20 protein-coding genes and 1 tRNA gene are annotated in these 23328 nt (G+C 58.0%); 16 read left to right on the forward strand and 5 right to left on the reverse strand.

The features are described from left to right. The first annotated feature begins 181 nt into the window (after positions 1-181). The 4 genes from EYB53_RS17295 (at position 182) to pstB (ending at position 5488) form a co-directional block, all read left to right on the forward strand. Positions 182-2161, forward strand: coding sequence for a PstS family phosphate ABC transporter substrate-binding protein (locus tag EYB53_RS17295; protein ID WP_135479668.1), 1980 nt, complete (start codon positions 182-184; stop codon positions 2159-2161). Positions 2162-2373: 212 nt separating this feature from the next. Continuing rightward, positions 2374-3339 (forward strand): phosphate ABC transporter permease subunit PstC, encoded by a 966-nt coding sequence (gene pstC / locus EYB53_RS17300; RefSeq protein WP_135479669.1) that lies wholly within the window; start codon positions 2374-2376, stop codon positions 3337-3339. Continuing rightward, positions 3339-4670: a phosphate ABC transporter permease PstA gene (gene pstA, locus EYB53_RS17305; protein WP_135479670.1), complete on the forward strand. Its 1332-nt coding sequence runs from the start codon at positions 3339-3341 to the stop codon at positions 4668-4670. The genes pstC and pstA overlap by 1 nt, the downstream gene beginning before the upstream one ends. A 2-nt stretch (positions 4671-4672) precedes the next feature. After that, positions 4673-5488 (forward strand): phosphate ABC transporter ATP-binding protein PstB, encoded by an 816-nt coding sequence (gene pstB, locus EYB53_RS17310; protein WP_371879129.1) that lies wholly within the window; start codon positions 4673-4675, stop codon positions 5486-5488. 70 nt (positions 5489-5558) lie between these two features. Here the strand turns inward: pstB and EYB53_RS17315 are convergent, their stop codons facing one another. From EYB53_RS17315 to EYB53_RS17330, 4 genes are all read right to left on the reverse strand, one after another. Continuing rightward, positions 5559-6167: a Uma2 family endonuclease gene (locus tag EYB53_RS17315; RefSeq protein ID WP_167857456.1), complete on the reverse strand. Its 609-nt coding sequence runs from the start codon at positions 6165-6167 to the stop codon at positions 5559-5561. Between the two features lie 66 nt (positions 6168-6233). Then, positions 6234-6310, reverse strand: a tRNA-Arg gene (locus EYB53_RS17320). Between the two features lie 36 nt (positions 6311-6346). Continuing rightward, positions 6347-7165 carry an exonuclease domain-containing protein gene (locus EYB53_RS17325; protein WP_135479672.1) on the reverse strand — a complete coding sequence of 273 codons (819 nt, stop codon included), beginning with the start codon at positions 7163-7165 and terminating at the stop codon, positions 6347-6349. A 1-nt stretch (position 7166) separates the two neighbouring features. Then, positions 7167-8414 carry an SH3 domain-containing protein gene (locus EYB53_RS17330; RefSeq protein WP_135479673.1) on the reverse strand — a complete coding sequence of 416 codons (1248 nt, stop codon included), beginning with the start codon at positions 8412-8414 and terminating at the stop codon, positions 7167-7169. A 158-nt stretch (positions 8415-8572) separates the two neighbouring features. Between EYB53_RS17330 and metG the strand changes: the two genes are divergently transcribed. Both metG and EYB53_RS17340 read left to right on the forward strand, forming a co-directional pair. Further along, a complete protein-coding gene (gene metG, locus EYB53_RS17335) occupies positions 8573-10378 on the forward strand; it encodes a methionine--tRNA ligase (RefSeq protein WP_135479674.1) in 1806 nt (601 codons plus the stop codon). A gap of 13 nt (positions 10379-10391) precedes the next feature. Continuing rightward, positions 10392-10961 carry a YbaY family lipoprotein gene (locus EYB53_RS17340; RefSeq protein WP_135479675.1) on the forward strand — a complete coding sequence of 190 codons (570 nt, stop codon included), beginning with the start codon at positions 10392-10394 and terminating at the stop codon, positions 10959-10961. Here the strand turns inward: EYB53_RS17340 and EYB53_RS17345 are convergent. Continuing rightward, the gene (locus EYB53_RS17345; RefSeq protein WP_135479676.1) at positions 10920-12128 is read right to left on the reverse strand and encodes a TolB-like translocation protein; all 1209 of its coding nucleotides are present in this window, start codon (positions 12126-12128) and stop codon (positions 10920-10922) included. The genes EYB53_RS17340 and EYB53_RS17345 overlap by 42 nt on opposite strands. A 517-nt stretch (positions 12129-12645) precedes the next feature. On the opposite strand from EYB53_RS17345, the gene lysS reads away from it, so the two are divergent. From lysS to EYB53_RS17395, 10 genes are all read left to right on the forward strand, one after another. Then, complete coding sequence (gene lysS, locus EYB53_RS17350; RefSeq protein WP_135479677.1) at positions 12646-13773, forward strand: homocitrate synthase; 1128 nt, start codon at positions 12646-12648, stop codon at positions 13771-13773. Between the two features lie 4 nt (positions 13774-13777). Further along, positions 13778-15070 carry a 3-isopropylmalate dehydratase large subunit gene (locus EYB53_RS17355; protein ID WP_135479689.1) on the forward strand — a complete coding sequence of 431 codons (1293 nt, stop codon included), beginning with the start codon at positions 13778-13780 and terminating at the stop codon, positions 15068-15070. A 159-nt stretch (positions 15071-15229) separates the two neighbouring features. Next, positions 15230-15730: a LeuD/DmdB family oxidoreductase small subunit gene (locus EYB53_RS17360; protein ID WP_135479678.1), complete on the forward strand. Its 501-nt coding sequence runs from the start codon at positions 15230-15232 to the stop codon at positions 15728-15730. 17 nt (positions 15731-15747) lie between these two features. Further along, complete coding sequence (locus tag EYB53_RS17365; protein WP_135479679.1) at positions 15748-16749, forward strand: isocitrate/isopropylmalate dehydrogenase family protein; 1002 nt, start codon at positions 15748-15750, stop codon at positions 16747-16749. Positions 16750-16813: 64 nt separating this feature from the next. Beyond that, entirely contained in the window at positions 16814-16981 is a 168-nt protein-coding gene (lysW, locus tag EYB53_RS17370; protein ID WP_097655047.1) for a lysine biosynthesis protein LysW, read from the forward strand. A gap of 35 nt (positions 16982-17016) precedes the next feature. Beyond that, positions 17017-17868, forward strand: coding sequence for a lysine biosynthesis protein LysX (lysX, locus tag EYB53_RS17375; protein ID WP_097655046.1), 852 nt, complete (start codon positions 17017-17019; stop codon positions 17866-17868). Continuing rightward, entirely contained in the window at positions 17865-18902 is a 1038-nt protein-coding gene (gene argC / locus EYB53_RS17380; RefSeq protein WP_135479680.1) for an N-acetyl-gamma-glutamyl-phosphate reductase, read from the forward strand. The genes lysX and argC overlap by 4 nt, the downstream gene beginning before the upstream one ends. A 319-nt stretch (positions 18903-19221) precedes the next feature. Next, positions 19222-21255 carry a serine/threonine-protein kinase gene (locus EYB53_RS17385; RefSeq protein ID WP_135479681.1) on the forward strand — a complete coding sequence of 678 codons (2034 nt, stop codon included), beginning with the start codon at positions 19222-19224 and terminating at the stop codon, positions 21253-21255. A 3-nt stretch (positions 21256-21258) separates the two neighbouring features. Beyond that, positions 21259-22065 (forward strand): PP2C family protein-serine/threonine phosphatase, encoded by an 807-nt coding sequence (locus EYB53_RS17390; RefSeq protein ID WP_135479682.1) that lies wholly within the window; start codon positions 21259-21261, stop codon positions 22063-22065. Beyond that, positions 22062-23324, forward strand: coding sequence for a vWA domain-containing protein (locus tag EYB53_RS17395; RefSeq protein ID WP_135479683.1), 1263 nt, complete (start codon positions 22062-22064; stop codon positions 23322-23324). Before EYB53_RS17390 ends, EYB53_RS17395 begins: the two co-directional genes overlap by 4 nt. Positions 23325-23328 lie beyond the last annotated feature (4 nt).

The raw sequence follows: 23328 nt of genomic DNA on the forward strand, positions 1-23328 counted from the left end.
CTCTCTGGCGCCTTAACAGAGGCAGCGTAGAATGGCTGCGGTGTCACAGTTTGCAGGATCAAGCTATATGAACCCACCAAGACGTGTTGACTAGGATGAATCTCGCTCATCCTGGTTTTTGGTGTGACTTGTAACTTGTGACCCACCTGTGTGTCTCGTTCAATCAGGAGGATTGACAAGTATGGCCCCGAATTTCAGACGCCTTATGCCGCTTTTTATGATGTTGGCCCTGCTACTGCCGATTCTGGTTGCCTGTGGTGGTGCCCCTGCGGCAACCCCTACCGACGCCCCAGTTGCGCAGGCGACAGATGCCCCCGCCGCGACAGCGGTGCCCGAACCAACGGCCGTTCCCGCGCCAACGGCTGAGCCAACAGCTGAGCCAACGGTTGCCCCCGAGCCGACGACCCCACCAGCGGGCGATGTTATTGAGTTGCCCGAAGTGAATCCGGCCGATTACAGTGGCGACATTATCATCGCCGGTTCGTCGACGGTCTTCCCGCTGACCGAGCGGATGGCCGAGTTGTTCATCGAAGATGGCTTCACCGGCCAGATCACGATTGACAGCATTGGCTCGGGGGCGGGCTACGAGCGCTTCTGCACCGCAGCTGAAAGCGATATTGCCAATGCCTCGCGGCCGATCCGTGACACTGAACTGGCTGCCTGTGAGACGAGTGGCCGCCCGGCCCTCGAGTTCCGCGTTGGCACCGATGCACTGGCCGTGGTCGTCTCGACCGAGAACGATTTCATCACCAATGCCACGGTCGAGGAACTGGCCGCGATCTTTGGTACCGCAACCAACTGGTCAGACGTGAACCCGAGTTGGCCGAACGAGCCCATCCAGCGCTTCATTCCGGGTACCGATAGTGGCACCTTTGACTACTTTGTGGAAGAAGTCTTTGAGGAAGACCCGGCCGTGATGTTGAGTGCCAGCAATACGCAGTTGAGCGAGGATGACAACGTGCTGGTGCAGGGCATCCTGGGTAGCCCGTATGCGATTGGCTTCTTTGGCTACGCCTACTACGAAGAGAATGCGAGTCGGCTGAATATTCTCGATATCGATGGGGTCGAGCCGACTGCCGAGAGCACCGAGGATGGCAGCTATCCGCTGGCCCGTCCGCTCTTCATCTTCTCGGCGGCCAACATCATGGCCGAGAAGCCTCAGGTGGCCGCCTTTATCAACTACTACCTCACCTTCGTTGGTGATGAGGTTATTGATGTCGGCTACTTCCCCGCGAGCGTGAACGCCATTAATGCCGCCAAGAACCGCTGGCTTCAGGCAACTGGTGGCGAGGTTGAGCCAATCGCGCTGCCCGAAGTGAATCCGGCCGATTACAGTGGCGACATTATCATCGCCGGTTCGTCGACGGTCTTCCCGCTGACCGAGCGGATGGCCGAGTTGTTCATCGAAGATGGCTTCACCGGCCAGATCACGATTGACAGCATTGGCTCGGGGGCGGGCTACGAGCGCTTCTGCACCGCAGCTGAAAGCGATATTGCCAATGCCTCGCGGCCGATCCGTGACACTGAACTGGCTGCCTGTGAGACGAGTGGCCGCCCGGCCCTCGAGTTCCGCGTTGGCACCGATGCACTGGCCGTGGTCGTCTCGACCGAGAACGATTTCATCACCAATGCCACGGTCGAGGAACTGGCCGCGATCTTTGGTACCGCAACCAACTGGTCAGACGTGAACCCGAGTTGGCCGAACGAGCCCATCCAGCGCTTCATTCCGGGTACCGATAGTGGCACCTTTGACTACTTTGTGGAAGAAGTCTTTGAGGAAGACCCGGCCGTGATGTTGAGTGCCAGCAATACGCAGTTGAGCGAGGATGACAACGTGCTGGTGCAGGGCATCCTGGGTAGCCCGTATGCGATTGGCTTCTTTGGCTACGCCTACTACGAAGAGAATGCGAGTCGGCTGAATATTCTCGATATCGATGGGGTCGAGCCGACTGCCGAGAGCACCGAGGATGGCAGCTATCCGCTGGCCCGTCCGCTCTTCATCTTCTCGGCGGCCAACATCATGGCCGAGAAGCCTCAGGTGGCCGCCTTTATCAACTACTACCTTACCTTCGTTGGTGATGAGGTCGTTGATGTCGGCTACTTCCCCGCCAGTGTCCGTGCAATCAACGCTGCCAAGACGAACTGGCTTGAGGCGAACTAGTAGTTTGTCCAGATGTGACCTTCGTCGAGGATACCAAACGTAACGGGTATGGAGGGGCTACTCGCCCCTCCATGTAATTTCAGGGCTTAAGAATACATCAGTTTGAATTGATATAAAACAAAAGATAGGCAACCCGGTTTATAATACAGCTCGTACGAAGGCTTTTCAGACAGCTTCGCAGCAGCGGTAATCGGCTTACCAAGGAGGATTGCATGGCGGATCAGCTCCGCGTCAACTCAGATCCGCGAGCGGCACTTGCCGGGGATGCGGTCAAACAGGTCGACCTGCGTAAACGTCCGCGTATTGGCGAAACAATTATTCAAACAATACTCTACGCATGTGGATTTATATCTATTTTTACAACTATCGGCATTGTGTACGTACTTGGGCAGGAGTCGCTGCGCTTCTTTGCCAGCGACGAAGTGAGTCTGGTTGAATTTTTTACCAACACGGTCTGGCAGCCGGTCATTGGTGAATTTGGCATTTTACCCCTCGTCAATTCGACCATGATGGTGACGATTATTGCGTTGATGGTCGCGATTCCGCTGGGCCTGGCGATGGCGATCTATATGGCCGAATATGCCTCTGAGCGTGTGCGGGCCTTCCTCAAGCCGGTCATCGAGTTGCTGGCTGGTATTCCTACCGTGGTCTATGGCTTCTTTGCGCTCACTTTTGTTACCCCCTGGCTCCGCGAAATCTTTGGGCGTGATGTTGTCCAGATTTACAATGTCATGTCGGCCGGTCTAGTTGTTGGCATTCTCATTACGCCGATTATCGCGACGCTGAGTGAAGATGCGCTCAGTGCCGTGCCGAGTGGCTTGCGTCAGGCGAGTCTTGGTCTTGGGGCAACCAAGTGGGAGACGGCCATTCGGGTGGTTGTGCCCGCCGCTTTCTCAGGCATTGTCGCGGCGAGCATTGTGGCAATGTCGCGGGCGATTGGCGAGACGATGGTCGTCGCCCTTGCGGCTGGCGCAAGCCCCCAGTTTACCTTCAATCCCTTTCTCCCGGCTGAGACAATGACCGGCCATATTGCTCGTATTTCAGGTGGCGACCTGAGCTATCAGACGATTGACTACAATAGCATCTTTGCCATTGGCCTGGTGCTCTTCTTTATGACGCTGACCTTGAACATTGTCAGCCGTATGATCGTGCGGCGCTTCCGGGAGGTTTACGAATAATGAGTGCTGAACCATTGACTCCGCTGTCTGCGTCAACTGGACGCCTGCCGCAAGGTGAAGAGGTCAAGCAAAATGTTGCCTCGCGTCAGCAACGTGGCAAACTCTGGCAGGCTAGCCTGCTCTTTAGTGTCTTTGTGGGCCTGCTCGTTCTGCTGCTGCTGGCCTGGAATATTGTCAATGATGCCTTTGGCGGCATTGCGGTGCAAGAGGCTGTTGAGGTTGAGGCATTGACCGGTGGACGGGAATTGGAAGAGTTGGCGCAACCTGAACTGGTCGCTATTCTTGAGGAAAATCTGCGTTCCCGTGTCTTACGCAATCTCAATCGCGAACAGCCGCTTGCTGAACGCGATGCCGAAAACCTGATCGAGGTTATCCTGTTCGAAATTATCAAGCCCGAGGTTGTAGCGACGTTTAGTCTGTATGACTACCTCTTCAACCGGGCTGAGATTGAAGCACAACTGGCCCAGGATTTCCCCCGCGCCGAGTTGGAGTTCAAGAGTTGGTTGCGTTGGGATTTCATCGTGAATCCGATGTCGAGCAACCCGATCTTTGCCGGGGTGCGCACAGCCCTGCTCGGGACACTCTGGTTGCTGGTGCTGACTATTCTGATCTCGTTTCCCCTTGGTCTCGGTGCGGCGATCTACCTTGAGGAGTATCAAAGCGATAAGATCTTTGATGAGCGCAAACCTGTTGGTCGCTTCTTCAACCGCGTCATCGAGCGTAGTACCAGTATTATCAGTACCAATATCTATAATCTTTCTGGGGTGCCATCGATTATCTATGGCATGCTCGGGTTAGCGATCTTTGTCCGTGCGCTCGAGGCCTTTACGAGCGGTAGTTTTTTTGGGGCCAATGAAGGGACAACGGCCAACGGGCGCACGATCATTTCGGCAGCCCTGACGATGTCGCTGCTGGTGCTTCCGGTCGTGATCATCAGTTCGCAAGAGGCGATCAAGGCCGTGCCAAGCACGCTGCGCCAGGCGAGCCTCGGCCTCGGGGCGACCAAGTGGCAGACGATCTGGAAGATTGTGTTGCCCAATGCGCTCCCCGGTATTCTGACCGGCACGATCCTCGCAATTTCACGGGCGATTGGTGAAACGGCCCCTCTGATTGTCGTGGGAGCCTCAACCTTCATTGTTACCGATCCGACTAGTATCTTTTCGAAGTTTACCGTGTTGCCAATCCAGATCTATAACTGGACCTCGCGACCTCAGGATGAGTTTCGGGCGATTGCGGCGGCAGCGATTATTACGTTGTTGATTTTGCTGCTTTCGCTGAATGCCACGGCAATTCTGCTCAGAAATTATCTGCGCTCTAGGAGGGTGTCCTAACTATGGCGATGAAGGCAATTGACCCACAGTACACTGCCGATACCAAATACGCGCTTGAGGTTCGTAATGTCGATATCTATTACAGCGCCTTTCGTGCGGTGAAAAATTGCAGCTTTGGCATGGAGCGCAACAAGATTACGGCGCTCATTGGCCCGTCAGGATGCGGCAAGAGCACCGTGTTGCGCTCGCTCAACCGGATGAACGATCTAATCGCTGGGGCACGCACCGAGGGTGAGGTGCTCTATCGTGGGCAGAATCTCTATGACCCCGACATTGACGCTGTCCAGGTGCGCCGCAGCATTGGCATGGTCTTCCAGAAGGCTAATCCGTTCCCCAAGTCGATCTACGATAATATCGCCTATGGTCCGCGCGTCAATGGCTGGAAGGGTTCGAAAGCCGAAATGGACGAACTGGTCGAGCGGGCGCTGCGTGGGGCTGTCCTTTGGGATGAAGTCAAGGATGATCTGAAGAAGAGTGGCCTGGCGATTTCGGGTGGGCAGCAGCAGCGCCTTTGCATTGCGCGCGCGCTCGCCGTCGAGCCCGAGGTGATCCTGATGGATGAGCCCTGCTCGGCGCTTGACCCGATCTCGACCCTGAAGATCGAGGAGTTGATGTTCGAGTTGCGCCAGCGCTACTCGATTGTCATTGTCACGCATAACATGCAGCAGGCCGCGCGCGCTTCAGATAATACGGTCTTTTTCCTGATGGATAAAGAAGACCGGGCCGGCCAGATTGTCGAATATGGTCCCACCGAGCAGATCTTCCAGAGCCCCAAAGACGAACGTACCGAGCAGTATATCTCGGGCCGTTTCGGCTAAACCATAGCTTTAGGTGGACGCAAAAACACGCAAGCATCGCTGGCGTGTTTTTGTGTCCAGTTAGGATTCATCACGCAAACAGATCGCGTAGCAGATAGTGAAAGCCTGGCAAGATGCCACGCCCATCGAGCGCATCAGTTGAGCGATAAATATGGAAGGGTTGGTCTGGCGCATACGCTTGGACTTCCTGTTGCTCGGGGTAGACAAGCCAAAGCAGACGGGTGCCAGTACGCAGATAATCACTCACTTTTTCGGCAATGCTCCTGGCGGTCTCTGAAGGCGAGATGATCTCAATCACGAGATCCGGTGCAAGGGGGAGAAAGGCCGGTGCATCTGCGGGAATCCGTTCCGCTGCGACAAAGGCCACATCGGGGGCGCGAATCGTTAATGGTGCATCCTCAAGCACAAAACCTGTGTCACCCGAAAAGACTTCGCCGAGAGGATGAGCTTCCAGATATTTGCCAATTGCTACAATGAGCCGTACTTCCAGCCGTCCATGACGATGACTTGCCGGGCTCATGCGTCGCAGCTCCCCTCGTATCAGTTCGTACTGATAGCGGTCGTCATGAGAGACCCCCAGGAGGTCACCGCTTGTCCAGGTGTGACGATGAGGTGGCTCAATGATGGTATAGGCATTGCTGGGAGGTGATGGAGCGAGCGATGGTGTTTCCGTTGCCATCAATGACCTCGCTTTGTGCATCTGTGCGTCTGGTCTGCGTTGTGTTGGGGGAAAACGATGTAAAACTGGCGACCCTGATTGGGCTCGAACCAACAACCTTCAGCTCCGGAGGCTGACGCTCTATCCAATTAAGCTACAGGGTCACTCGGGTGAAAGTATACCTTACCCCTTGGGCGCTGTCAATCAAGCAGTTCAGCCGCTTCAATTTTGGTGATAGCAAACGTGCGCACATTTTGCCGCAATTCACAGAAGGCGCGCAAATAGAGCCCATTCGGCTCCTGGCTCAGGTAGATCGGACGCACCGTGCGTGCCGTCGGCTCGGGGGTGCTCATCGAGCGATAGACAATGCGCAGGGGGCGCTGTTCGGCGAGGGCTTGCGCGATCACTGGTGGCACTTCAGGCTCGGGGGTTTCGGGCCGCAAGCCGCGTTCGAGCCTGAACGTATCACTCAAGGTGGTGATACCCTCGGCCTCCATCAAGCCACGGAGGTGGTGAAAGAGCGCACGCAGGGCAATGACATCGTCCATTGCCCGATGGGTCGGCATTGGTAGCTGCAAGGCGATTGTCAGCGCCTTGAGCCCATACGAAGGGCGCCGCAAGAGGCGACGGGCCAGAGGCAGCGTGTCGATCCCTGGCCCATTGAGGACTGGCCGCCCGATCTGGGCCATCTCGAAGCTCAGGAAGGCGCGATCAAAGGCGAGGTTATGCGCCACGAGGATCGCCCCTTGGGCAAAAGCTTCGATCTGCGGGGCCACGCTCGCGAACGAGGCTGCCTCGGCTAATTCGGCATCATTGAGCCCATTCACCGCTGCGGATCCAGGATCGAGCGGGCGGCCAGGATCGATCAGGCATGCGAAGCGCTCTTGTTCCTGGCCGTTCTCTTCGCGCAATAGGGCCACTTCGCAGACCCGATGACCGGCCCCAAGGCTGAGGCCTGTCGTTTCGAGATCGAGGAAGAGCAGCGGCACCTCTTGCAGTGGTCTGTTCAGGTCATACATCCTATTCAACAACTGGCACCGCCGCTGCTACCTCATCGGGAATGCCCAGCAGATTTGCCGCCACCCAGCCTGAGACGTCACGTAGGGTTGTCACCTCGTACCAGTCGCCTGCGGCTGTTTTCCGTGTCAGTGCTACCACTTCGTTGCGGGTGACCTGATCCACCACGGCGCTCGACGTAATGGCCTCGGCATAGACCGCACCATCAACAAAGACCGAGACAACATTGGCGACCGGCACGTCGGTGCCAGATGGCACATTGAGCAGGGTTGCCGAAACCCAGCCAACCTCATCGCGTTCGGTACGCACGCGATACCACGCACCATTGGGCGTTCGTTCGAGCAGTTGCACCTGCTCACCTCCGTTGACGCCCCCAATGACATTATCGGCAAGCGCGGGCAAGCGCCGCACATTGCCACCATTCGTAACCCCTACCGGAAGCCCTGTTGGTAGTTCAGGCTCTGGCGTTGCCTCGGGTTCAGGTTCAGGTTCTGGCGTTGCCTCAGTTTCGGGGGTGGCCGTTGGTGCCGGTGTCGCGGTGGGCACTGGTGTCGGTGGGGTCGCCACCGTGCGCCCAAAGAAACTGTCGGCAATCCCGCTAATCTCAGGGGTCAGCAACTCGCCTGGTTCGCTGACGAGGCCTTCAGCGGTGAGCAGAACGACGGTATAGCTGCGTCCCTCGACCGGTTGCGGGGCCTCGGGGGCGCGTTGGATCGTCAATTCGACCCGATTGCGCCGGATGGCACCGCTCGCTTGCTCAGGATTGAACCAGCCAAAAGCTTCACCATCTTCACGCATCTCAGCCTGAATGAGGATGCCATCATCAATCCCCGTCGTTTCGCCAACAACCACGACCGTCAGCGGCTCGGCGCGTACTACCGAGGCACTCCGCACCACTAGGGTGACCGGCACCGGCGTGGGCGGCAGTGCGGTCTGGGAGCCGCCAGGTAAGAGCAGCAAAATCAGCGCCAGCAGACCAAGGATGACGAGAAGAGGCACGAGTAGCAAGAGTATTTTACCGGCTGGTGAGAGACGCGCAAACCGATCACGCCAACCCTTTGGTTCTTCATCAAGCGGCACAGCCGTATAATCAACCGGCGGCCCGAGCTCGGGAGGGGCTACTTGCTCATCAGGTGCTGCGGCTATACGCCTGCGTCGCATCAGTATCAGCACCGCAACAAGTACAAGCACAACCACCACGATCACGCCAATGACCACTGGTGTCTGCAATCCACTGAGCAGATTTTGCATGAGTGTTCTAATGTCCCTTCGTCAAACTGCCTACCTCAGGCTTTTGTGTACCATGATATGACAACGGGCGCTCTTCTGCAAGCATGGTATAATTGAACGAGCATTTGTGCGCAGTTCTCGCTCAAAAAAGTGCACAATGTGTTGTTTGGAGGTAGTGAATGGGTGAGCATATTCTGGTTGCTGTTGCCTGGCCCTATGCCAACGGCCCCCGCCATATTGGGCACGTTGCAGGGTTTGGGGTTCCGTCCGATATTTTTGCCCGCTATCATCGGCTCAAGGGCAATTATGTATTGATGGTCTCTGGTACCGATGAACACGGTACCCCGATTACGCTTGCTGCTGATAAAGAAGGTGTGACGCCCCAGGTCATCGCCGATCGCTATAGCCAGATCATCGGCGATGACCTCTATCATCTGGGTTTGAGTTACGACACTTTTACGCGGACGACGACGCTCAACCATTATCGGGTTACCCAGGATATCTTCAAGACCCTCTATGAAAAGGGCTATATTCTCCGTCAAGAGACGCTCGGGGCCTTTTCGGCCTCTACCGGCCGTACCTTGCCCGATCGCTACATCGAGGGAACCTGCCCGATCTGTGGCTATCACGATGCTCGTGGCGATCAGTGCGATAACTGTGGTCATCAGCTTGATCCCATTGATTTGATCAACCCTCGCTCGAAGATCGATGGTCAACCCCCTGTTTTTAAAGAGACCGAGCAGTTTTTCCTCGATCTGCCGGTCTTTGCCGATCGTTTGCAAAAATGGATCACCCGCCAGACCCACTGGCGTCCCAATGTACGGAGTTTTTCGCTCAATTTTATCAAAGAGCTGAAGCCCCGGCCAATTACGCGTGATCTCGATTGGGGGGTGCCGATCCCGTTGCCCGAGTATGCTGGCCGCGACGACAAAAAGATCTATGTCTGGTTTGATGCGGTGATTGGCTATCTCTCGGCTAGTATCGAATGGGCGAAGAACCGTGGTACGCCTGATGCATGGCGTGATTGGTGGCAGAATCGCCGCGCCCGTCACTACTATTTCATGGGCAAAGATAATATCGTCTTTCACTCGGTGATCTGGCCTTCGCAATTGATGGGCTATTTTAGCGATGGGTTTTATGCCGGTAGTGCGGCCGGGGCCTTTGCCGAGGTGCCGTTGCAGTTGCCCCACAATATTGTCAGTAGTGAGTTTCTGACGATGGAGGGCAAGAAGTTTAGCAGTAGTCGCGGTGTCGTGATCTATGTCAATGATGTCTTGAGCCGCTATGATTCCGATGCGCTGCGCTATTTTCTGGCCATCGCTGGCCCCGAAAATCAAGATACTGATTTTACCTGGTCCGAGTTTGTGCGCCGGAATAACGATGAACTCGTCGCAACCTGGGGCAATCTGGTCAACCGGACGTTGACCAATGTTTATAAGAATTTTGGGGTTGTCCCTGACCCCGAGACGTTGACGGAAGGCGATCACGCGCTGATCACGACCATTGAAGGTGGGTTTGTTACCTGTGGTGAGGCGATTGAGCAGGCTCGTTTTAAGAGCGCGATTAGTGAGGCGATGCGCTTGGCGGCCCTTGTTAACACCTATTTGAGTGAACAGGAACCGTGGAAAGTGATCAAGCAAGATCGGGCGCGAGCCGCCACGATCTGGTATGTTGCGCTGCATTGTGTTGATCAACTCAAGTTGCTCTTTACGCCTTTTCTGCCCTTTAGCAGTCAGCGCCTCCACGAGTACCTGGGCTATGATGGCTTTATCGCGGGGCCGCTTGAGTTCCGCGAGTACACCGAAGAGCATGGCACGTCCCATCGGGTGCTCACCGGTGACTATGAGTCCTGGATTGGGCGCTGGGAGCCGTCGCTGTTGCCGGTGGGGCAGCAACTTCGTGAGCCAGCCCCGCTCTTCAAGAAACTTGATGAGCAGGTGGTCGAGGATGAACTGGCGCGCCTGATGGGAACGCTGCGTTCATAGTTGGGAGAGTCGTATGAAGCTTAGAGTTGCTCTACTTGGAATTTTCTTTGCCCTCACCTTGCTGCTGCTGCCTGGCCTTGCGCAGGCGCAGGGGCAGGGTGTCGTGTCGGGCACGCTTACCTATCGTGATCGCAGCGCGTTGCCGCCCAATGCGGTCGTGACGGTGCAGATTGCCGAAGTGCGCCCTGGCGTCATGCCCCAGGTTATTGCGGAACAGCGCTTTACGAGCAATAATGCCCAGCCGCCTTTCCGCTACACGATTGGCTATGATCCGGCACGTATTGACCCCAATGCACAGTATACGGTTCAGTCAAATATTACGGTCGGTGGTCAGGTACGCTATACCACCAATCAGATCGTGCCGGTGATTACCCGTGGTGCCCCAACGATGGGGGTTACGCTGAACCTGGTGCTTGTTGGGCAACTGCCCGAGGCGAGCAGCGGGTCTGCTCTGCTGCTCTTTGGTTGGGTTGCCCTTGCCGGTGCTGGGGTGGCTGCCTTCGGGCGCAAGGCCTTGCGCAGGGATCTGAGGTCGCCTCAGCTACGGGTTGGCCCACGCAAACTTCCCGATACTGCCGCTTAGGAGCTCAACTGACTCGCCCGCCCCATTGATGCCGAGCGGCTGCCAGATGATCGTTCGGTTGGCCCCGGCCGCTGGCTGCCCAATGATCATCCCGCTGCCGTCGGGCGCCCACAGCGCCCCATCGTAGCTACTCTCGATTGGTCGTGGCAGTAGGGCGCTCACTGTGCTGTCCGGGGCCAACCGCTGCGGCATGAACTGTGGCACGATCTCAGCAGTACTTTCGGCGACGAGGACGTAGATACCGTCGGCCAGTTCGCGTGGGCTCAGGGCCTGATCGACCGATTCGCCGGTCGGGATGAGTGGCTGCTGCTCACCACGTGCTAGCTCCAACCGCCAGAGCGGCGGGGTAGGCGGACCGATTGCAGCACCATTGGCGCACAGGACGCTGGTGCCGTCCCGTCCCCAGACTGGCACGACGCAGAGCGGCTCTACGCCCAGGGGCAGCAGGTCGCGGGTCTGCCCGCTGCCCGTATCGTACAGCGCCAGGCCGGTCGCGCCAATGTCACCGCTGGGGCCGTCGGCTCCCATGTTCATCGTACTGCGCAGCAGCAACTGGCTCGCATCCGGTGACCAGGCCAGCGGCTGGTAATGGGTGCCCGGTGTGGTGTCGCTCAGCGGGTCGCTGGCGGCGACCAGCAGCATCGGGTCGCTGCCAGCGGCGGGAAAGCTCCACACGCCGGGCCGAAGAGCACCGCCAGTGGCGTCCGTGGTATCGAACAACATCCCGGCCTGCACGCTACCGTCGGCCGCAATGCTCACCCCGCGGATCACGCCGCGTGCGAGTTCTGTGCGGCCGCTGCCGTCGGCGCTCGTGCGGATGAGGGTCGTGTCGATTCCGTCGGCGATGGTGAGGTAGGCCAGCACATCGCTGGTGGGAGCGACGACAAAGTCGATGATCAGCGCCTGCTCGTCGGCCACCGTCACGCTGGTCGTCCCGTCCACTTCGAGCCGAGCGATGTCATTCTCGTCGCTGATGAACAGCAGGGCTGCCGGCAGCACGCCCACTGCCTCTGGGGTGTCGGTTGGCGCGGCGGGGGCAGTCGTCGGCTCGGCAGATGCCACTGGCGTGGCTGGGGCGGACGGACTGGACGGCTGGCCGCATGCCACGAGCGCGAGGGTGAGCGTGAGCGTGATCACCAGGGCCATGGCCGAGCGTAAGATGGTCATAGACGTGGCTCCTTGAGGGTGTTGCTGGGGCTAGGATGCCCGTAGTGGTAGTCGAGTCGTTGGCCTAGGAGTGCGCAGTGAGCATACTATACCACAAGCAAAGCTTCCGGGAAGCGTGGTGTTTCGGCACGTCGGTGCGCCATGACATCTTTGCGCAGAGCTTCCCGGAAGCTGTTTTGGGTACGTTGACAATCCTCCATATCTGTGCTATGCTCTCGCGGTGTGTTGACTCGGTTGATTGTCGCGCTCAAGAAAGTATGTTTGTGCCAATGTCCCTCAACTTCACAAAGCAGCTCAAGCGGGTGAAGAAGCCAGCCTTCCGGTCTGGTTAGCACCGCCTGCACGCGAGTGGAAGTGTAGGCCCGGCGCACCAGACCGATGGTGCGCCGGGTTTTTTGTGTGTTCTTGAAGGAGAAGTCTGTGAAACAGTTCAAGCCGTCTGTCGTTGCCTATACGCCACGCTATCGCCGCCCGGAGTTGTTTGGAGCCTGTCAAGTGAGACAAGGAAGCACATTCTATGCAGTCGCATGATCGGCCGTTGCTGGTTGATACGACGCTGCGCGAGGGTGAGCAGTTTGCGACTGCCCACTTTAGTAGCAGTCAGCGCCTCGCGATTGCCGAGGCTCTTGATGCCTTTGGGGTTGAGTATATCGAGCTGACTTCGCCCGCTGCTTCGCCGCAGAGTGCCCGCGACCTCGAAGTGATTGCCCGCCGTGGTTTGCGCGCTCGCATTGCAACTCACGTTCGCTGCCACCTTGATGATGCCCGCCTTGCCATTGAACATGGCGCCCAGGCTGTCCACCTGCTCTATGCTACCTCTGAACCACTGCGCCAGGCCAGCCATGGCCGGAGCCTCGACCAGATTGTCGAGGAGGCACGTGTGGTGATTGCGTACCTCCGTCAGTTTCCTGTTGAAATTCGCTTCTCTGCCGAGGATACCTTCCGCACCGATCTCCCCAGTCTGCTGCGGGTCTATCAGGCGGTCGCCGAACTCGGGGTACACCGGGTTGGCCTCGCGGATACGGTCGGCATTGCTACCCCGCGCCAGGTCTATGCGACGGTCGCTGAGGTGCGCGCTGCGGTGAATTGTGATATCGAGTTTCACGGTCACAATGATGCTGGCTGCGCCGTTGCCAATGCCTTCTGTGCGTTCGAAGGCGGTGCGACGCACCTCGATGTGACGGTGCTTGGCATTGGTGAACGCAATGGTATTGCGTCGCTTGCCGGCATGGTTGCCCGTATGGCCTCGCTCGATCCGCAGATGGTTGCCCATTACGATGTGGCAATGTTGCCTGAACTTGATCGCATGGTTGCCGAGATGGTTGGGGTGACGGTGCCCTTTGACGCCCCGATTTCGAGCCCCTTCGCGTTCCACCACAAGGCCGGCCTGCATACCAAGGCGGTGATCAATGATCCGCGGAGCTACGAGGTGCTTGACCCGGCGCGCTTTGGACGTGCGCGCACGGTTGCGGTCGCCCATCGCCTGGTTGGTTGGCACGCGGTGGCCGAACGCGCCCGTGAGTTGGGCATCTATCTCAGCGAGTCGGCGGCTCGTCAGGCTGCCACTCGGATCAAGACTATCGGCGATGACCACGAATTGAATAGTACTACCGTTGATGAAATTCTCTATGAATATGCGGAGTAGCCTGATGCAGACGTTGAGTGAGCAGATCTTGAGCCGGGCAGCGGGACGCACGGTGATGGCAGGCGAGGTGGTGACGGTCGATGTAGATCTCGTGATGATGCACGATAGCCTCTCGCCGAGCATTATTCGGGTGTTGCACGAGGAGTTGGGGGCAGAACGGGTGTGGGATCCCGAACGAGTGGCGGTGGTGATTGACCATGTTGCCCCTGCGGCGAGTGTGCAGACTGCCGAGAAGCAGGCCGACGTGCGTCGCTGGGTGAAGAGTCAGGGTATCCGCCATCTCTTTGATGTGGGACGTGGCATTTCGCATCCGGTGCTGGTCGAAGAGGGTCTGGCGCGCCCCGGGATGGTGATTGTCGGCAGTGATAGTCACAGTACCGCCTATGGCTGTGTCGCCGCTTTTGGCACGGGCATGGGCACCACCGATATTGCGCTTGCGGCGGCGACTGGGCGCACCTGGTTCCGCGTGCCCGAGACGGTCCTTGTGCGCGCCGAGGGTCGCTTTCGCCCCGGTGTGGGCGCCAAAGACCTGGCGTTGTATGCCACTCGTCTGTTGCGGGCCGATGGCGCAACCTATGCGGCCGTCGAGTGGCACGGGGTGGAGTTTTTGTCCATTATGGAGCGAATGACGCTTGCGACGCTCTCGATTGAGGTCGGGGCCAAGGCGGGCATTGTGCCTCCGGTCTTTGCTGATCCAGGCGCGATCATGCCCCCGGCCCGCGCCGAGGTGCGTCGTCCCGCCTTGCAGCCTGACTTTTTGCAGGTACAAGAGGGTGCCCGCTACAGCCAGGTGTTGACGGTTGACCTGGATCGCCTCGAGCCGCAGATCAGCGCCCCGCATACGGTTGATAATGTCGCCGATTTGAGCGAACTTGGCCGCGTTGCGATTGATGTGGTCTACCTTGGCACGTGTACAAATGGGCATTACGAAGATATGGCTGCCGCCGCACGAATTCTGCGCGGTCGTCGGCTGGCCCCTGGTATGCGCATGCTCGTGGTTCCCGCAAGTGCGCAGGCGCTGCAGCGCGCTACCGCCGATGGCACCCTGATGACGCTGCTTGAGGCCGGCGCAACGATTGGCACCCCTGGCTGCGGCGCATGCATTGGTCGGCACATGGGCGTGCTCGCCCCCGGCGAGGTGTGTCTCTTTACCGGGAACCGCAATTTCCGCGGACGGATGGGGAGCCCGCAGGCCAATATTTACCTGGCCTCGCCCGAAGTGGCCGCCGCAACGGCCTTGACCGGCTATCTTACCCATCCTCAGGAGGTCGAGGCGAGTCTTCCGTCGCAGGTCTAAGACCAATACCTTGCAAATAAGGCGGCTCTTTTGGCGCAAAGGCGCAAAGGTTTTTGCGTAGGTGAGCTTAACTCTTCGCGTCTTCGCGTGAGCTTATTTGAAACGTATTGGGCCTAAGGCCATTTCAGCAGCTAAGGCAGAGAAGAAAAGGAGATCGTGATGGCTCGTGTCTGGATCTTTGGTCAGGATATCAATACCGATCAGATTGTGCCGGGACGTTATGCGCCCTATATGCTCAAGAACGAAGCCGATCTGCGCAACTATCCGTTTGTTGAGCACCGGCCCGATTTTGCGCCGGGGGTGCAGCCGGGGGATCTGATCGTGGCCGGCAATAATTTTGGGTGTGGCAGTTCGCGTGAGTATGCGCCACTCGCGTTGCGCCTGGTTGGTGTGGGCGCGATTGTGGCCCCGCTCTTTGCGCGCATCTTTTTTCGCAATGCGCTCAACCTTGGCATTCCCTGTTTTACCGCCGATCTGACGTCAACCCTGCGTGATGGGCAAGAGGTCGAGTTGCGGCTGGAAGAGGGTTTGATCGTCACGGATGAGGGTCAGCACATTCAGTTGCCCCCGCCACCGGCCTTTTTGCGCGACGTCTGGGCTGCCGGGGGCATTGTGCCGTTCTATCGTCAGTATGGGCGCTTTCCTGGTGAGGCCAGGTGAGAGAGGGGAAGCATCCTATGCAGATTTGTGTGATCCCTGGTGATGGCATTGGGCCCGAGGTGCTTGGGGCTGCCGTGTGCGTGCTGCAAGCCCTGGTGCCTGAGGTGGTGTTGCACGAGGCTGACGCAGGCTGGAGCACTTTCGAGCAGCAGGGGGCGGCGTTACCGGCGGCAACGCTCGCGGCGGCGCGTGCGGTTGATGCGATCCTTTTTGGTGCGGTGGCCTCACCGAGTCATAGCGTGCCGGGCTATCGGAGCCCGATTGTCCAGTTGCGCCGTGAGCTCGATCTCTATGCTAATATTCGCCCAGTGGTTGGCTTGCCAGGCCGCACGCCCGTCGATCTGGTGGTGGTGCGCGAAAATACCGAGGGCCTCTATGCTGGCCGTGAGCGGCTGGAGGATGAGGGGGCTACGGCGATTGCCGAGCGGGTGGTGACCCGTCGGGCCAGCCAGCGCATTGTACAGATCGCGTGTGAACTGGCGCGGCAGCGTGCCAGCGAGCGGGGTCGTCCAGGACGGGTGACGATCGTCCATAAAGCCAATGTCTTGCGGGTGAGTGATGGGCTCTTTCGGGAAACCGCGCTGGAGGTAACGCGAGCCTTTCCCGACCTGGTCATCGAAGAGCAACTGGTTGATGTCGCGGCGATGCGCCTTGCGCAGAGCCCGGAACGCTTTGATGTGGTGGTTACAACCAATCTTTTTGGCGACATCCTCTCGGATGTGGCCTGCATCCACGGCGGCGGGCTTGGTCTGGCCGCCTCGTCCAATCTTGGTGATCGCCAGGCGCTCTTCGAGCCGGTTCACGGGGCGGCACCTGACATTGCTGGTCAGGGCATCGCGAATCCTCTGGCGGCCATCACCTGCGTGGCCCTGTTGTTGACCCGGCAAGGCTATCGTGAGCAAGCAACGCGGCTGCGCAACGCCATCCGGCAGGTGCAGCACGATGGCCCGCATACCCCTGATCTGGGCGGAACAGCGCGGACTGAGCTGGTGACGCAAGCGGTGATGAGCTTATTGTAGGTCGTATTGTTCTTGAGGGGCCGGATGTCTGGCCTCAGTTTTTCTAGCGATGAATGAGGAGATCATGGAAGCAATCTGTCCTGAGTGTGGTGCAACGGTGGAACTACCCGCAGATACGATGACGAGTGAGATTGTGGTTTGTCCCGAGTGTGGCGCCGAGCTTGAGGTGATCAGCCTCGATCCGCCGACGCTGGCCCTGGCCCCCGAGGTCGAAGAAGACTGGGGCGAATAACCGCCAGTATGGCACATTTGCAAGGAGAATCTCGTATGCGTATCGGGGTGTTATGTTCACGGATTCGGGCCGAAGAGAAGTTGCTCTTTGGCGAATTGGAGCGGCGCGGGCTGGCGTATACCCGCATTGACGATCGCGAGCAGATCTTTGACCTGCATCAACGCGAGTATCCGTATGATGTTGTGCTCGAGCGCTGTATTCAGCATAGCCGGGCTGTCTATATGCTCAAGTTGTTGAACGACGCCGGTGTGCCGACCGTCAATACCTTTCATGTTGCCACGGTCTGTGGTGACAAAATGCTGACCACCCAGGCGCTGGTGCATGCCGAAGTGCCGACGCCGGGTTGTCGTCTCGCCTTTACCCCCGAGAGCGCTATCGCGGCCATCGAAGCGATGGGCTATCCGGTGGTGCTCAAGCCAGTCGTTGGCTCGTGGGGGCGCATGGTCAGCAAGATTAATGATCGTGATGCTGCCGAGGCCGTTCTGGAACATCGGGATGTACTGGGCAATTATCAGCACTCGATCTTTTATATTCAGGAATATATTGACAAACCGGGGCGCGATATTCGCTCGTTTGTCGTGGGTGATGAGTGCATCGGGGCGATTTATCGGGCCAGCGAGCACTGGATTACCAATACCGCCCGCGGCGGCATTGCGACCAATTGCCCGGTCACGCCCGAAATTGCCGACTTGAGTGTTCGTGCGGCGCATGCCGTTGGCGGTGGGGTCGTGGCGATCGATCTGTTGGAGACCGGTGATGGGCGCCTGCTCGTCAATGAAGTCAACTATACGATGGAATTCCGCAATTCAATTGAGACGACCGGGGTTGATATCCCGGCGCGCATCATTGACTATGTGGTGGCTGTCGGGCGAGGAGCAAGCGTATGACCTTGCGCGTGAGTGTCGTAGGGGCAAGCGGCTATGTCGGTGGCGAACTGCTTCGCTTGCTCTTATGGCACCCCGAAGTGGCGGTGATCCAGGCGACGAGCGGGCGTAACGCGGGCCGTTACCTTCATCAAGTGCATCCCAACTTGCGTGGACGCAGCAAAGTGCAGTTTGTGCATCCTGATCGACTTGAACCGTGCGATCTCCTCTTTCTTGCGCTGCCTCATGGCGAGGCAGCGCAGGCGATCGAGCGGTACGCGGGGCTGGCCCCCAGGCTGATCGACTGCTCGGCGGATTTTCGCCTGCGCGACCCGGCGGTCTATGCCCGCTGGTATCGCGAAGAACATCCGGCCCCGGCCTGGCTCGACCGCTTTGTCTATGGCCTGCCCGAAGTGAGCCGTGAGGCGCTGCGGGGCGTGAACTATGCCAGCGGGGTCGGCTGCAATGCGACCGCGACCAACCTGGCCCTGCTACCACTGGTGCAGGCCGGGTTGGTTGATGAGCAGCGCCCCGTGATCGTCGAGATCAAAGTTGGCTCGTCTGAGGGAGGGGCCACATCGAGTGAGAGTAGTCACCATCCTGAGCGCGCCGGAGCGGTGCGCTCGTTTGCCCCGGTGGGCCATCGCCACACCGCCGAGGTCGAAATGGTCACGGGTCTGACCAATGTCCATCTCTCGGTTACCTCGGTTGAACTGGTGCGCGGTGCGCTCGCCACGGCGCATGTCTTTGCGAACCGTCCCGTCACCGAAAAAGATCTCTGGCAAGCGTACCGGGCCTTTGCGGCGACGCAGCCGTTTGTGCGGATCGTGAAAGAACGCCAGGGCATCTATCGTTATCCCGAACCAAAGATCCTGGCGGGGAGCAATTTTGCCGATATCGGCTTTACCCTTGATGAGACAACCGGGCGCATCGTCAGCATCTGCGCCCTCGATAACCTGATGAAAGGGGCGGCAGGCAGTGCCGTTCAGTGCATGAACCTGATGGCGGGGTTTGTCGAAACCGAGGGCCTGGATTTCCCCGGGCTTCACCCGATCTAAGGAGTCTGTCAACGAAGCTTCCCGATGATTTGACGCAAAGGCGCAAAGGCGCAAAGGGTGTTCAGAGTGTATCGAGACGCCACATATGCGACGGATGGCTGTGCGTGGCCTGGGAGCGCGGGCGGCCCGCCCGCGCTCCCAGGCTCGCAACCGTGGCATGCTGAGCGCTTGGGTGCCCCCATTTGCATGGTTCAGCCCCCCAAAATATGCAGTCACTACCCAATATGCATTGCCTCTTTGCCCTCCTGTCACTATAATAGACACAAGTACACACCAGGGATGGCTCGAACATGCTTTTTGCCAGTCAGCGAGGAACAGAATGGGACTGATAAAAAAAGTCGGCACCCGAGGACTCGCCTCTTCGTCATCGCACGAGCAAACAACGCAACCAGCGGAAGCTATCGATAGCTTGCCGACGGATCTGGCGCAGGGTGGCGATACGCGCATCAATCTTGGCCAGCCGCAACCTACACCAGTCGATCAGTCTAGCCGGGATGCAGCTGAAGCACCGATGCATATGCTGTCACCTGGCAGCACGCTGCAAGAGCGCTATCAGATCATTGCACCGCTGGGCGTTGGCGGCATGAGTGTGGTCTATCGTGGTCGCGATCTGCGTTTCAAAGATGTGGCGCGCTACTGTGCGATCAAAGAGATGTCGCAGTCAGCCTCCGACTCGCATACGCGCTTGCTCAATTTAAAGAATTTTCAGCGTGAGGCTGGCCTACTGGCAACGCTTCAGCATCCGGCGATTCCCAAAGTCTACGACTTTTTTGAAGAGCATAATCGTGTCTATCTGGTGCTGGAACTGGTTGATGGCAAAGACCTTGAAGCCGTGCTCGATGAAGCTCGTGCCCCGCTTGATGAGCTTCGCGTCGCACGCTGGGCGATCCAGATCTGCGATGTGCTGCACTATATTCACCATCATCAGCCCGAAACAATCGTCTTTCGGGATATGAAGCCATCGAATGTGATGGTGGATAGCAATGAGCGCATTGTGCTGATCGACTTTGGGATTGCCCGTAATTTGAATCGCAGCGATCGCAAAGGGACGATGATTGGCACCGAAGGCTATTCGCCACCCGAGCAGTATCGTGGTCTTGCCGAGCCAGTTGGCGATCTGTATGCGCTTGGGGCAACGCTCCACCACCTGTTGACGGCTTCGGATCCGCGCCTTGAGACGCCATTTACGTTCCAGGATCGGCCCATGCGCCAGTTCAATCCAAAGCTCTCCCCCGAGATGGAACGGATTGTCGTGAAGGCGCTTGAGTATGAGATGGAGGCACGTTGGCAGAGCGCGGAAGAGATGAAGCAGGCGCTGATGGCGATCCCGGGGGTTGTGGCGGGTGAACGGGTTGTGGTGCCCACGATGCCAGCCGTGATCAAGGCGGCGGCCCAGACCGAGCTAGTCTGGAAATTTACCTGTGAAGATGAGTTGCGTTCGTCGCCCTGCGTCAGCGCGGGTACGGTTTTTATCGGCTGCTACGACACCAATATTTATGCCGTTGACGCCAGGCGGGGTGAGTTTCGCTGGAAATATGCCACCGAAGGCGGGATTAATTCTTCTCCAGCAGTCTGGGACGATAATGTCATTATTGGCTCGGAGGATGGTGGGGTCTATTGCCTTGATGTGCGCCGGGGTGCGTTGCGCTGGACGTGCCGTACCGACAAGCCCATTCGCTCCTCGCCGCGGGTCGAGGATCGCGTTATCTTTGTTGGCTCGGATGATCAGCACATCTATGCGCTTGATGGCCTCCGTGGTTCAATCATCTGGAAATATCGTACCTGGAATCCGATTCGTTCATCAGCATGTATCCAGGATGACGTCATCTTCATCGGCGGTGATGATGGCTGTGTCTATGCCCTTGATGCCCGGAGTGGGGCGGTTCGCTGGAAGCAGCGTACCCAGCAACCAGTGCGCTCTTCGCCGGTGTTTGCCGAGGGCCTGGTGATCGTTGGCTCGCTTGATCAGAATATCTATGGCCTGGATGCCGCAGGTGGGTGGCCGGCCTGGCGGTTTCGTACCGGCCACTATGTGAACTCTTCGCCGTATGTTGCTGGGACACGTGTTTTTGTCGGCGGTGTTGATGGGCTACTCTATGCGTTGGATGTGAAAACTGGTCGCGTTGCCTGGAAATTTGAAGTCGGAAATCAGATTACCTCTTCACCACGCGTTGCCAACGGTCGTGTCTATGTGGGTGGGGTGGATGGCTATGTTTATTGTGTAGATGCCAACAATGGTACGTTGATCTGGAAATACAAGACCGAGGCCGCAGTTGTTTCATCGCCCTTTATCCACGATGGAATCGTCTATATTGGTTCACTTGATTATAATCTGTATGCATTGAAGGCGTAGCCCATGAATGCCTCTCCTTCTCTCCCACAGGGCCTTGCGGCAACGGCGTTGCGTGATATTGGCCAGATCCGTGAGATCAACCAGGACAGTGTGTTTGCGCTGTTGTTGACCTTGCCCCGCGAAGGAGGTGATGTCGCGGTCGGGCTCTTTCTGGTGGCTGATGGGATGGGTGGCCACGAGGGTGGTGAAATTGCTAGTCGCCTTGCAGTGCGTACCGTTGTCGAGCATATGCTCAGCCGGTTGGTGATGCCGATTCTTGATGACCAGATGAGTGAGGCGATCCAGCCGCTGCTGATTGGTGCTCTGGAAGCCGCAAATCAGTTGATCTGGTCTGAAGCCCGTCGCTTCGGGACGGATATGGGCACAACCTGTACCGCTGCGCTGCTCGTTGGTACCGGGCTCTATCTGGCTCACGTTGGCGATACGCGGGCGTATCTCTATGGGCCAGAAGGATTGGCGCAGTTGACGACCGACCATTCGGCGGTTGGACGTCTGATTGAGTTGGGCCAACTTGAGTTGGAGGCGGCCCGTGAACATCCGTTGCGCAATCAACTCTATCGTACAATTGGGCAACAGCCCGAGGTCAAGGTTGATTTTCTCTATCAACCGCTTGGAACAGGCTCTCATCTGCTCCTCTGTTCCGATGGGCTCTGGGGGATGCTTGATGATGCAACGATCGCCGCGACGCTTCAGGCCAGTGTGTGGCCCCACCAGGCATGTCAGGCGTTGATTGACCAGGCTAATCAGGCTGGTGGCGAAGATAATATTTCGGCTGTTGTGGTGACCTTGCCGAAAGTAGATGCACTATGAGCAATGTGATTCAGCTTGAGGCAACCCTCAGTCGTGCGGTTCTTCCCGAAAGCACCGAGCCGCAACTGGTCTATGCGTTGCTCGATATGCATGCCCTCGGTGGCACGGCTCCACTCTTGAAATTATCATTGAATCTTTGTCTGGTTATCGATCGTAGTTCTTCAATGCGTGGTGAGCGGTTACAACAGGTGAAAGAGGGTGTTGCTCGCATTATTGATCTGTTGAGTGAGGATGACTATTTTAGCCTCGTCACCTTCAATGATCGCGCCGATGTGGTCGTCAATACACAGCGCGTTCGCAACAAGCAGGATCTCAAGCAGGCGGTGAATCGGATTGAAGCCGCCGGTGGCACCGAGATGGCGACGGGCATGGCGATGGCCCTCCAGGAGGTTCAGAAGCCCGTGATGTTGCAGGGCGTTAGTCGAATTCTGCTTTTGACCGATGGCCGTACCTATGGCGATGAGGGGCGTTGTGTTGAACTGGCCCGCCGCGCCCAGGATCGCGGCATTGGGGTGACCGCGATGGGGATTGGCACCGAGTGGAATGAGGATCTGCTCGAGACGATCGCCGCTCGTGAGAATAGCCGTACCCAGTACATTACGTCGGCCACGCAGATTAGCCAGGTCTTTGCCGATGAGGTCAAGCGGATGTCCTCGATCTTTGCCCAGGATCTCCGCTTTCAAGTCGAGTTGCGTCCGGGGGCTCTCTTGCGTTCACTCGACCGGGTGCGCCCTTATCTTACCTCGGTGCCGATTAGTGAAGACCGCGAGCATATCTGGACAGCGTCGCTTGGTGATTGGCCCAATACTGAACCGCAGGCGTTCTTGTTGGAGGTTGTCGTCCCTGTTTTGCGGCTGGGCGATCATCCGTTATTGCGCCTGCGCATCACCTACAATTTGCCTGGTTTGAGCCTCAAGGATCAGCATGCCCAATTGGTTTTGCGTATGAGTGTACGCAAGGCCGAGACTGTGCCCTATGAAGTGAATGCGACGGTCAAACAGTGGCTGGAACGGCTGGTAGCCTATCGCCTGCAGGCCAACGCATGGCAACAGGCTGAACAGGGCAATGCGACCCTCGCCAGCCAACGCTTGCAGATGGCTGGCTCGCGCTTGCTTGAAGCGGGCGAACTTGACCTGGCCCGTACAGTGCAGGAGGAAGCCACCCGTCTGGCTGAGTCTGGGCATGCGAGCGCGGAGGGGCGGAAGCGGATTAAGTATGGAACCCGCGGGTTGATGGGATCACCTGACGATACCAAGTAATGCA

It is taken from the genome of Candidatus Chloroploca mongolica (assembly GCF_004762035.2).
Lineage (GTDB): Bacteria > Chloroflexota > Chloroflexia > Chloroflexales > Chloroflexaceae > Chloroploca > Chloroploca mongolica.

What these genes read in the sequence shown, in the direction of transcription:
- EYB53_RS17295 (WP_135479668.1), top strand. Translation starts at nt 182, where the DNA reads ATGGCCCCGAATTTCAGACGCCTTATGCCGCTTTTTATGATGTTGGCC.
- pstC (WP_135479669.1), top strand. Translation starts at nt 2,374, where the DNA reads ATGGCGGATCAGCTCCGCGTCAACTCAGATCCGCGAGCGGCACTTGCC.
- pstA (WP_135479670.1), top strand. Translation starts at nt 3,339, where the DNA reads ATGAGTGCTGAACCATTGACTCCGCTGTCTGCGTCAACTGGACGCCTG.
- pstB (WP_371879129.1), top strand. Translation starts at nt 4,673, where the DNA reads ATGGCGATGAAGGCAATTGACCCACAGTACACTGCCGATACCAAATAC.
- EYB53_RS17315 (WP_167857456.1), bottom strand. Translation starts at nt 6,167, where the DNA reads ATGGCAACGGAAACACCATCGCTCGCTCCATCACCTCCCAGCAATGCC.
- EYB53_RS17325 (WP_135479672.1), bottom strand. Translation starts at nt 7,165, where the DNA reads ATGTATGACCTGAACAGACCACTGCAAGAGGTGCCGCTGCTCTTCCTC.
- EYB53_RS17330 (WP_135479673.1), bottom strand. Translation starts at nt 8,414, where the DNA reads ATGCAAAATCTGCTCAGTGGATTGCAGACACCAGTGGTCATTGGCGTG.
- metG (WP_135479674.1), top strand. Translation starts at nt 8,573, where the DNA reads ATGGGTGAGCATATTCTGGTTGCTGTTGCCTGGCCCTATGCCAACGGC.
- EYB53_RS17340 (WP_135479675.1), top strand. Translation starts at nt 10,392, where the DNA reads ATGAAGCTTAGAGTTGCTCTACTTGGAATTTTCTTTGCCCTCACCTTG.
- EYB53_RS17345 (WP_135479676.1), bottom strand. Translation starts at nt 12,128, where the DNA reads ATGACCATCTTACGCTCGGCCATGGCCCTGGTGATCACGCTCACGCTC.
- lysS (WP_135479677.1), top strand. Translation starts at nt 12,646, where the DNA reads ATGCAGTCGCATGATCGGCCGTTGCTGGTTGATACGACGCTGCGCGAG.
- EYB53_RS17355 (WP_135479689.1), top strand. Translation starts at nt 13,778, where the DNA reads ATGCAGACGTTGAGTGAGCAGATCTTGAGCCGGGCAGCGGGACGCACG.
- EYB53_RS17360 (WP_135479678.1), top strand. Translation starts at nt 15,230, where the DNA reads ATGGCTCGTGTCTGGATCTTTGGTCAGGATATCAATACCGATCAGATT.
- EYB53_RS17365 (WP_135479679.1), top strand. Translation starts at nt 15,748, where the DNA reads ATGCAGATTTGTGTGATCCCTGGTGATGGCATTGGGCCCGAGGTGCTT.
- lysW (WP_097655047.1), top strand. Translation starts at nt 16,814, where the DNA reads ATGGAAGCAATCTGTCCTGAGTGTGGTGCAACGGTGGAACTACCCGCA.
- lysX (WP_097655046.1), top strand. Translation starts at nt 17,017, where the DNA reads ATGCGTATCGGGGTGTTATGTTCACGGATTCGGGCCGAAGAGAAGTTG.
- argC (WP_135479680.1), top strand. Translation starts at nt 17,865, where the DNA reads ATGACCTTGCGCGTGAGTGTCGTAGGGGCAAGCGGCTATGTCGGTGGC.
- EYB53_RS17385 (WP_135479681.1), top strand. Translation starts at nt 19,222, where the DNA reads ATGGGACTGATAAAAAAAGTCGGCACCCGAGGACTCGCCTCTTCGTCA.
- EYB53_RS17390 (WP_135479682.1), top strand. Translation starts at nt 21,259, where the DNA reads ATGAATGCCTCTCCTTCTCTCCCACAGGGCCTTGCGGCAACGGCGTTG.
- EYB53_RS17395 (WP_135479683.1), top strand. Translation starts at nt 22,062, where the DNA reads ATGAGCAATGTGATTCAGCTTGAGGCAACCCTCAGTCGTGCGGTTCTT.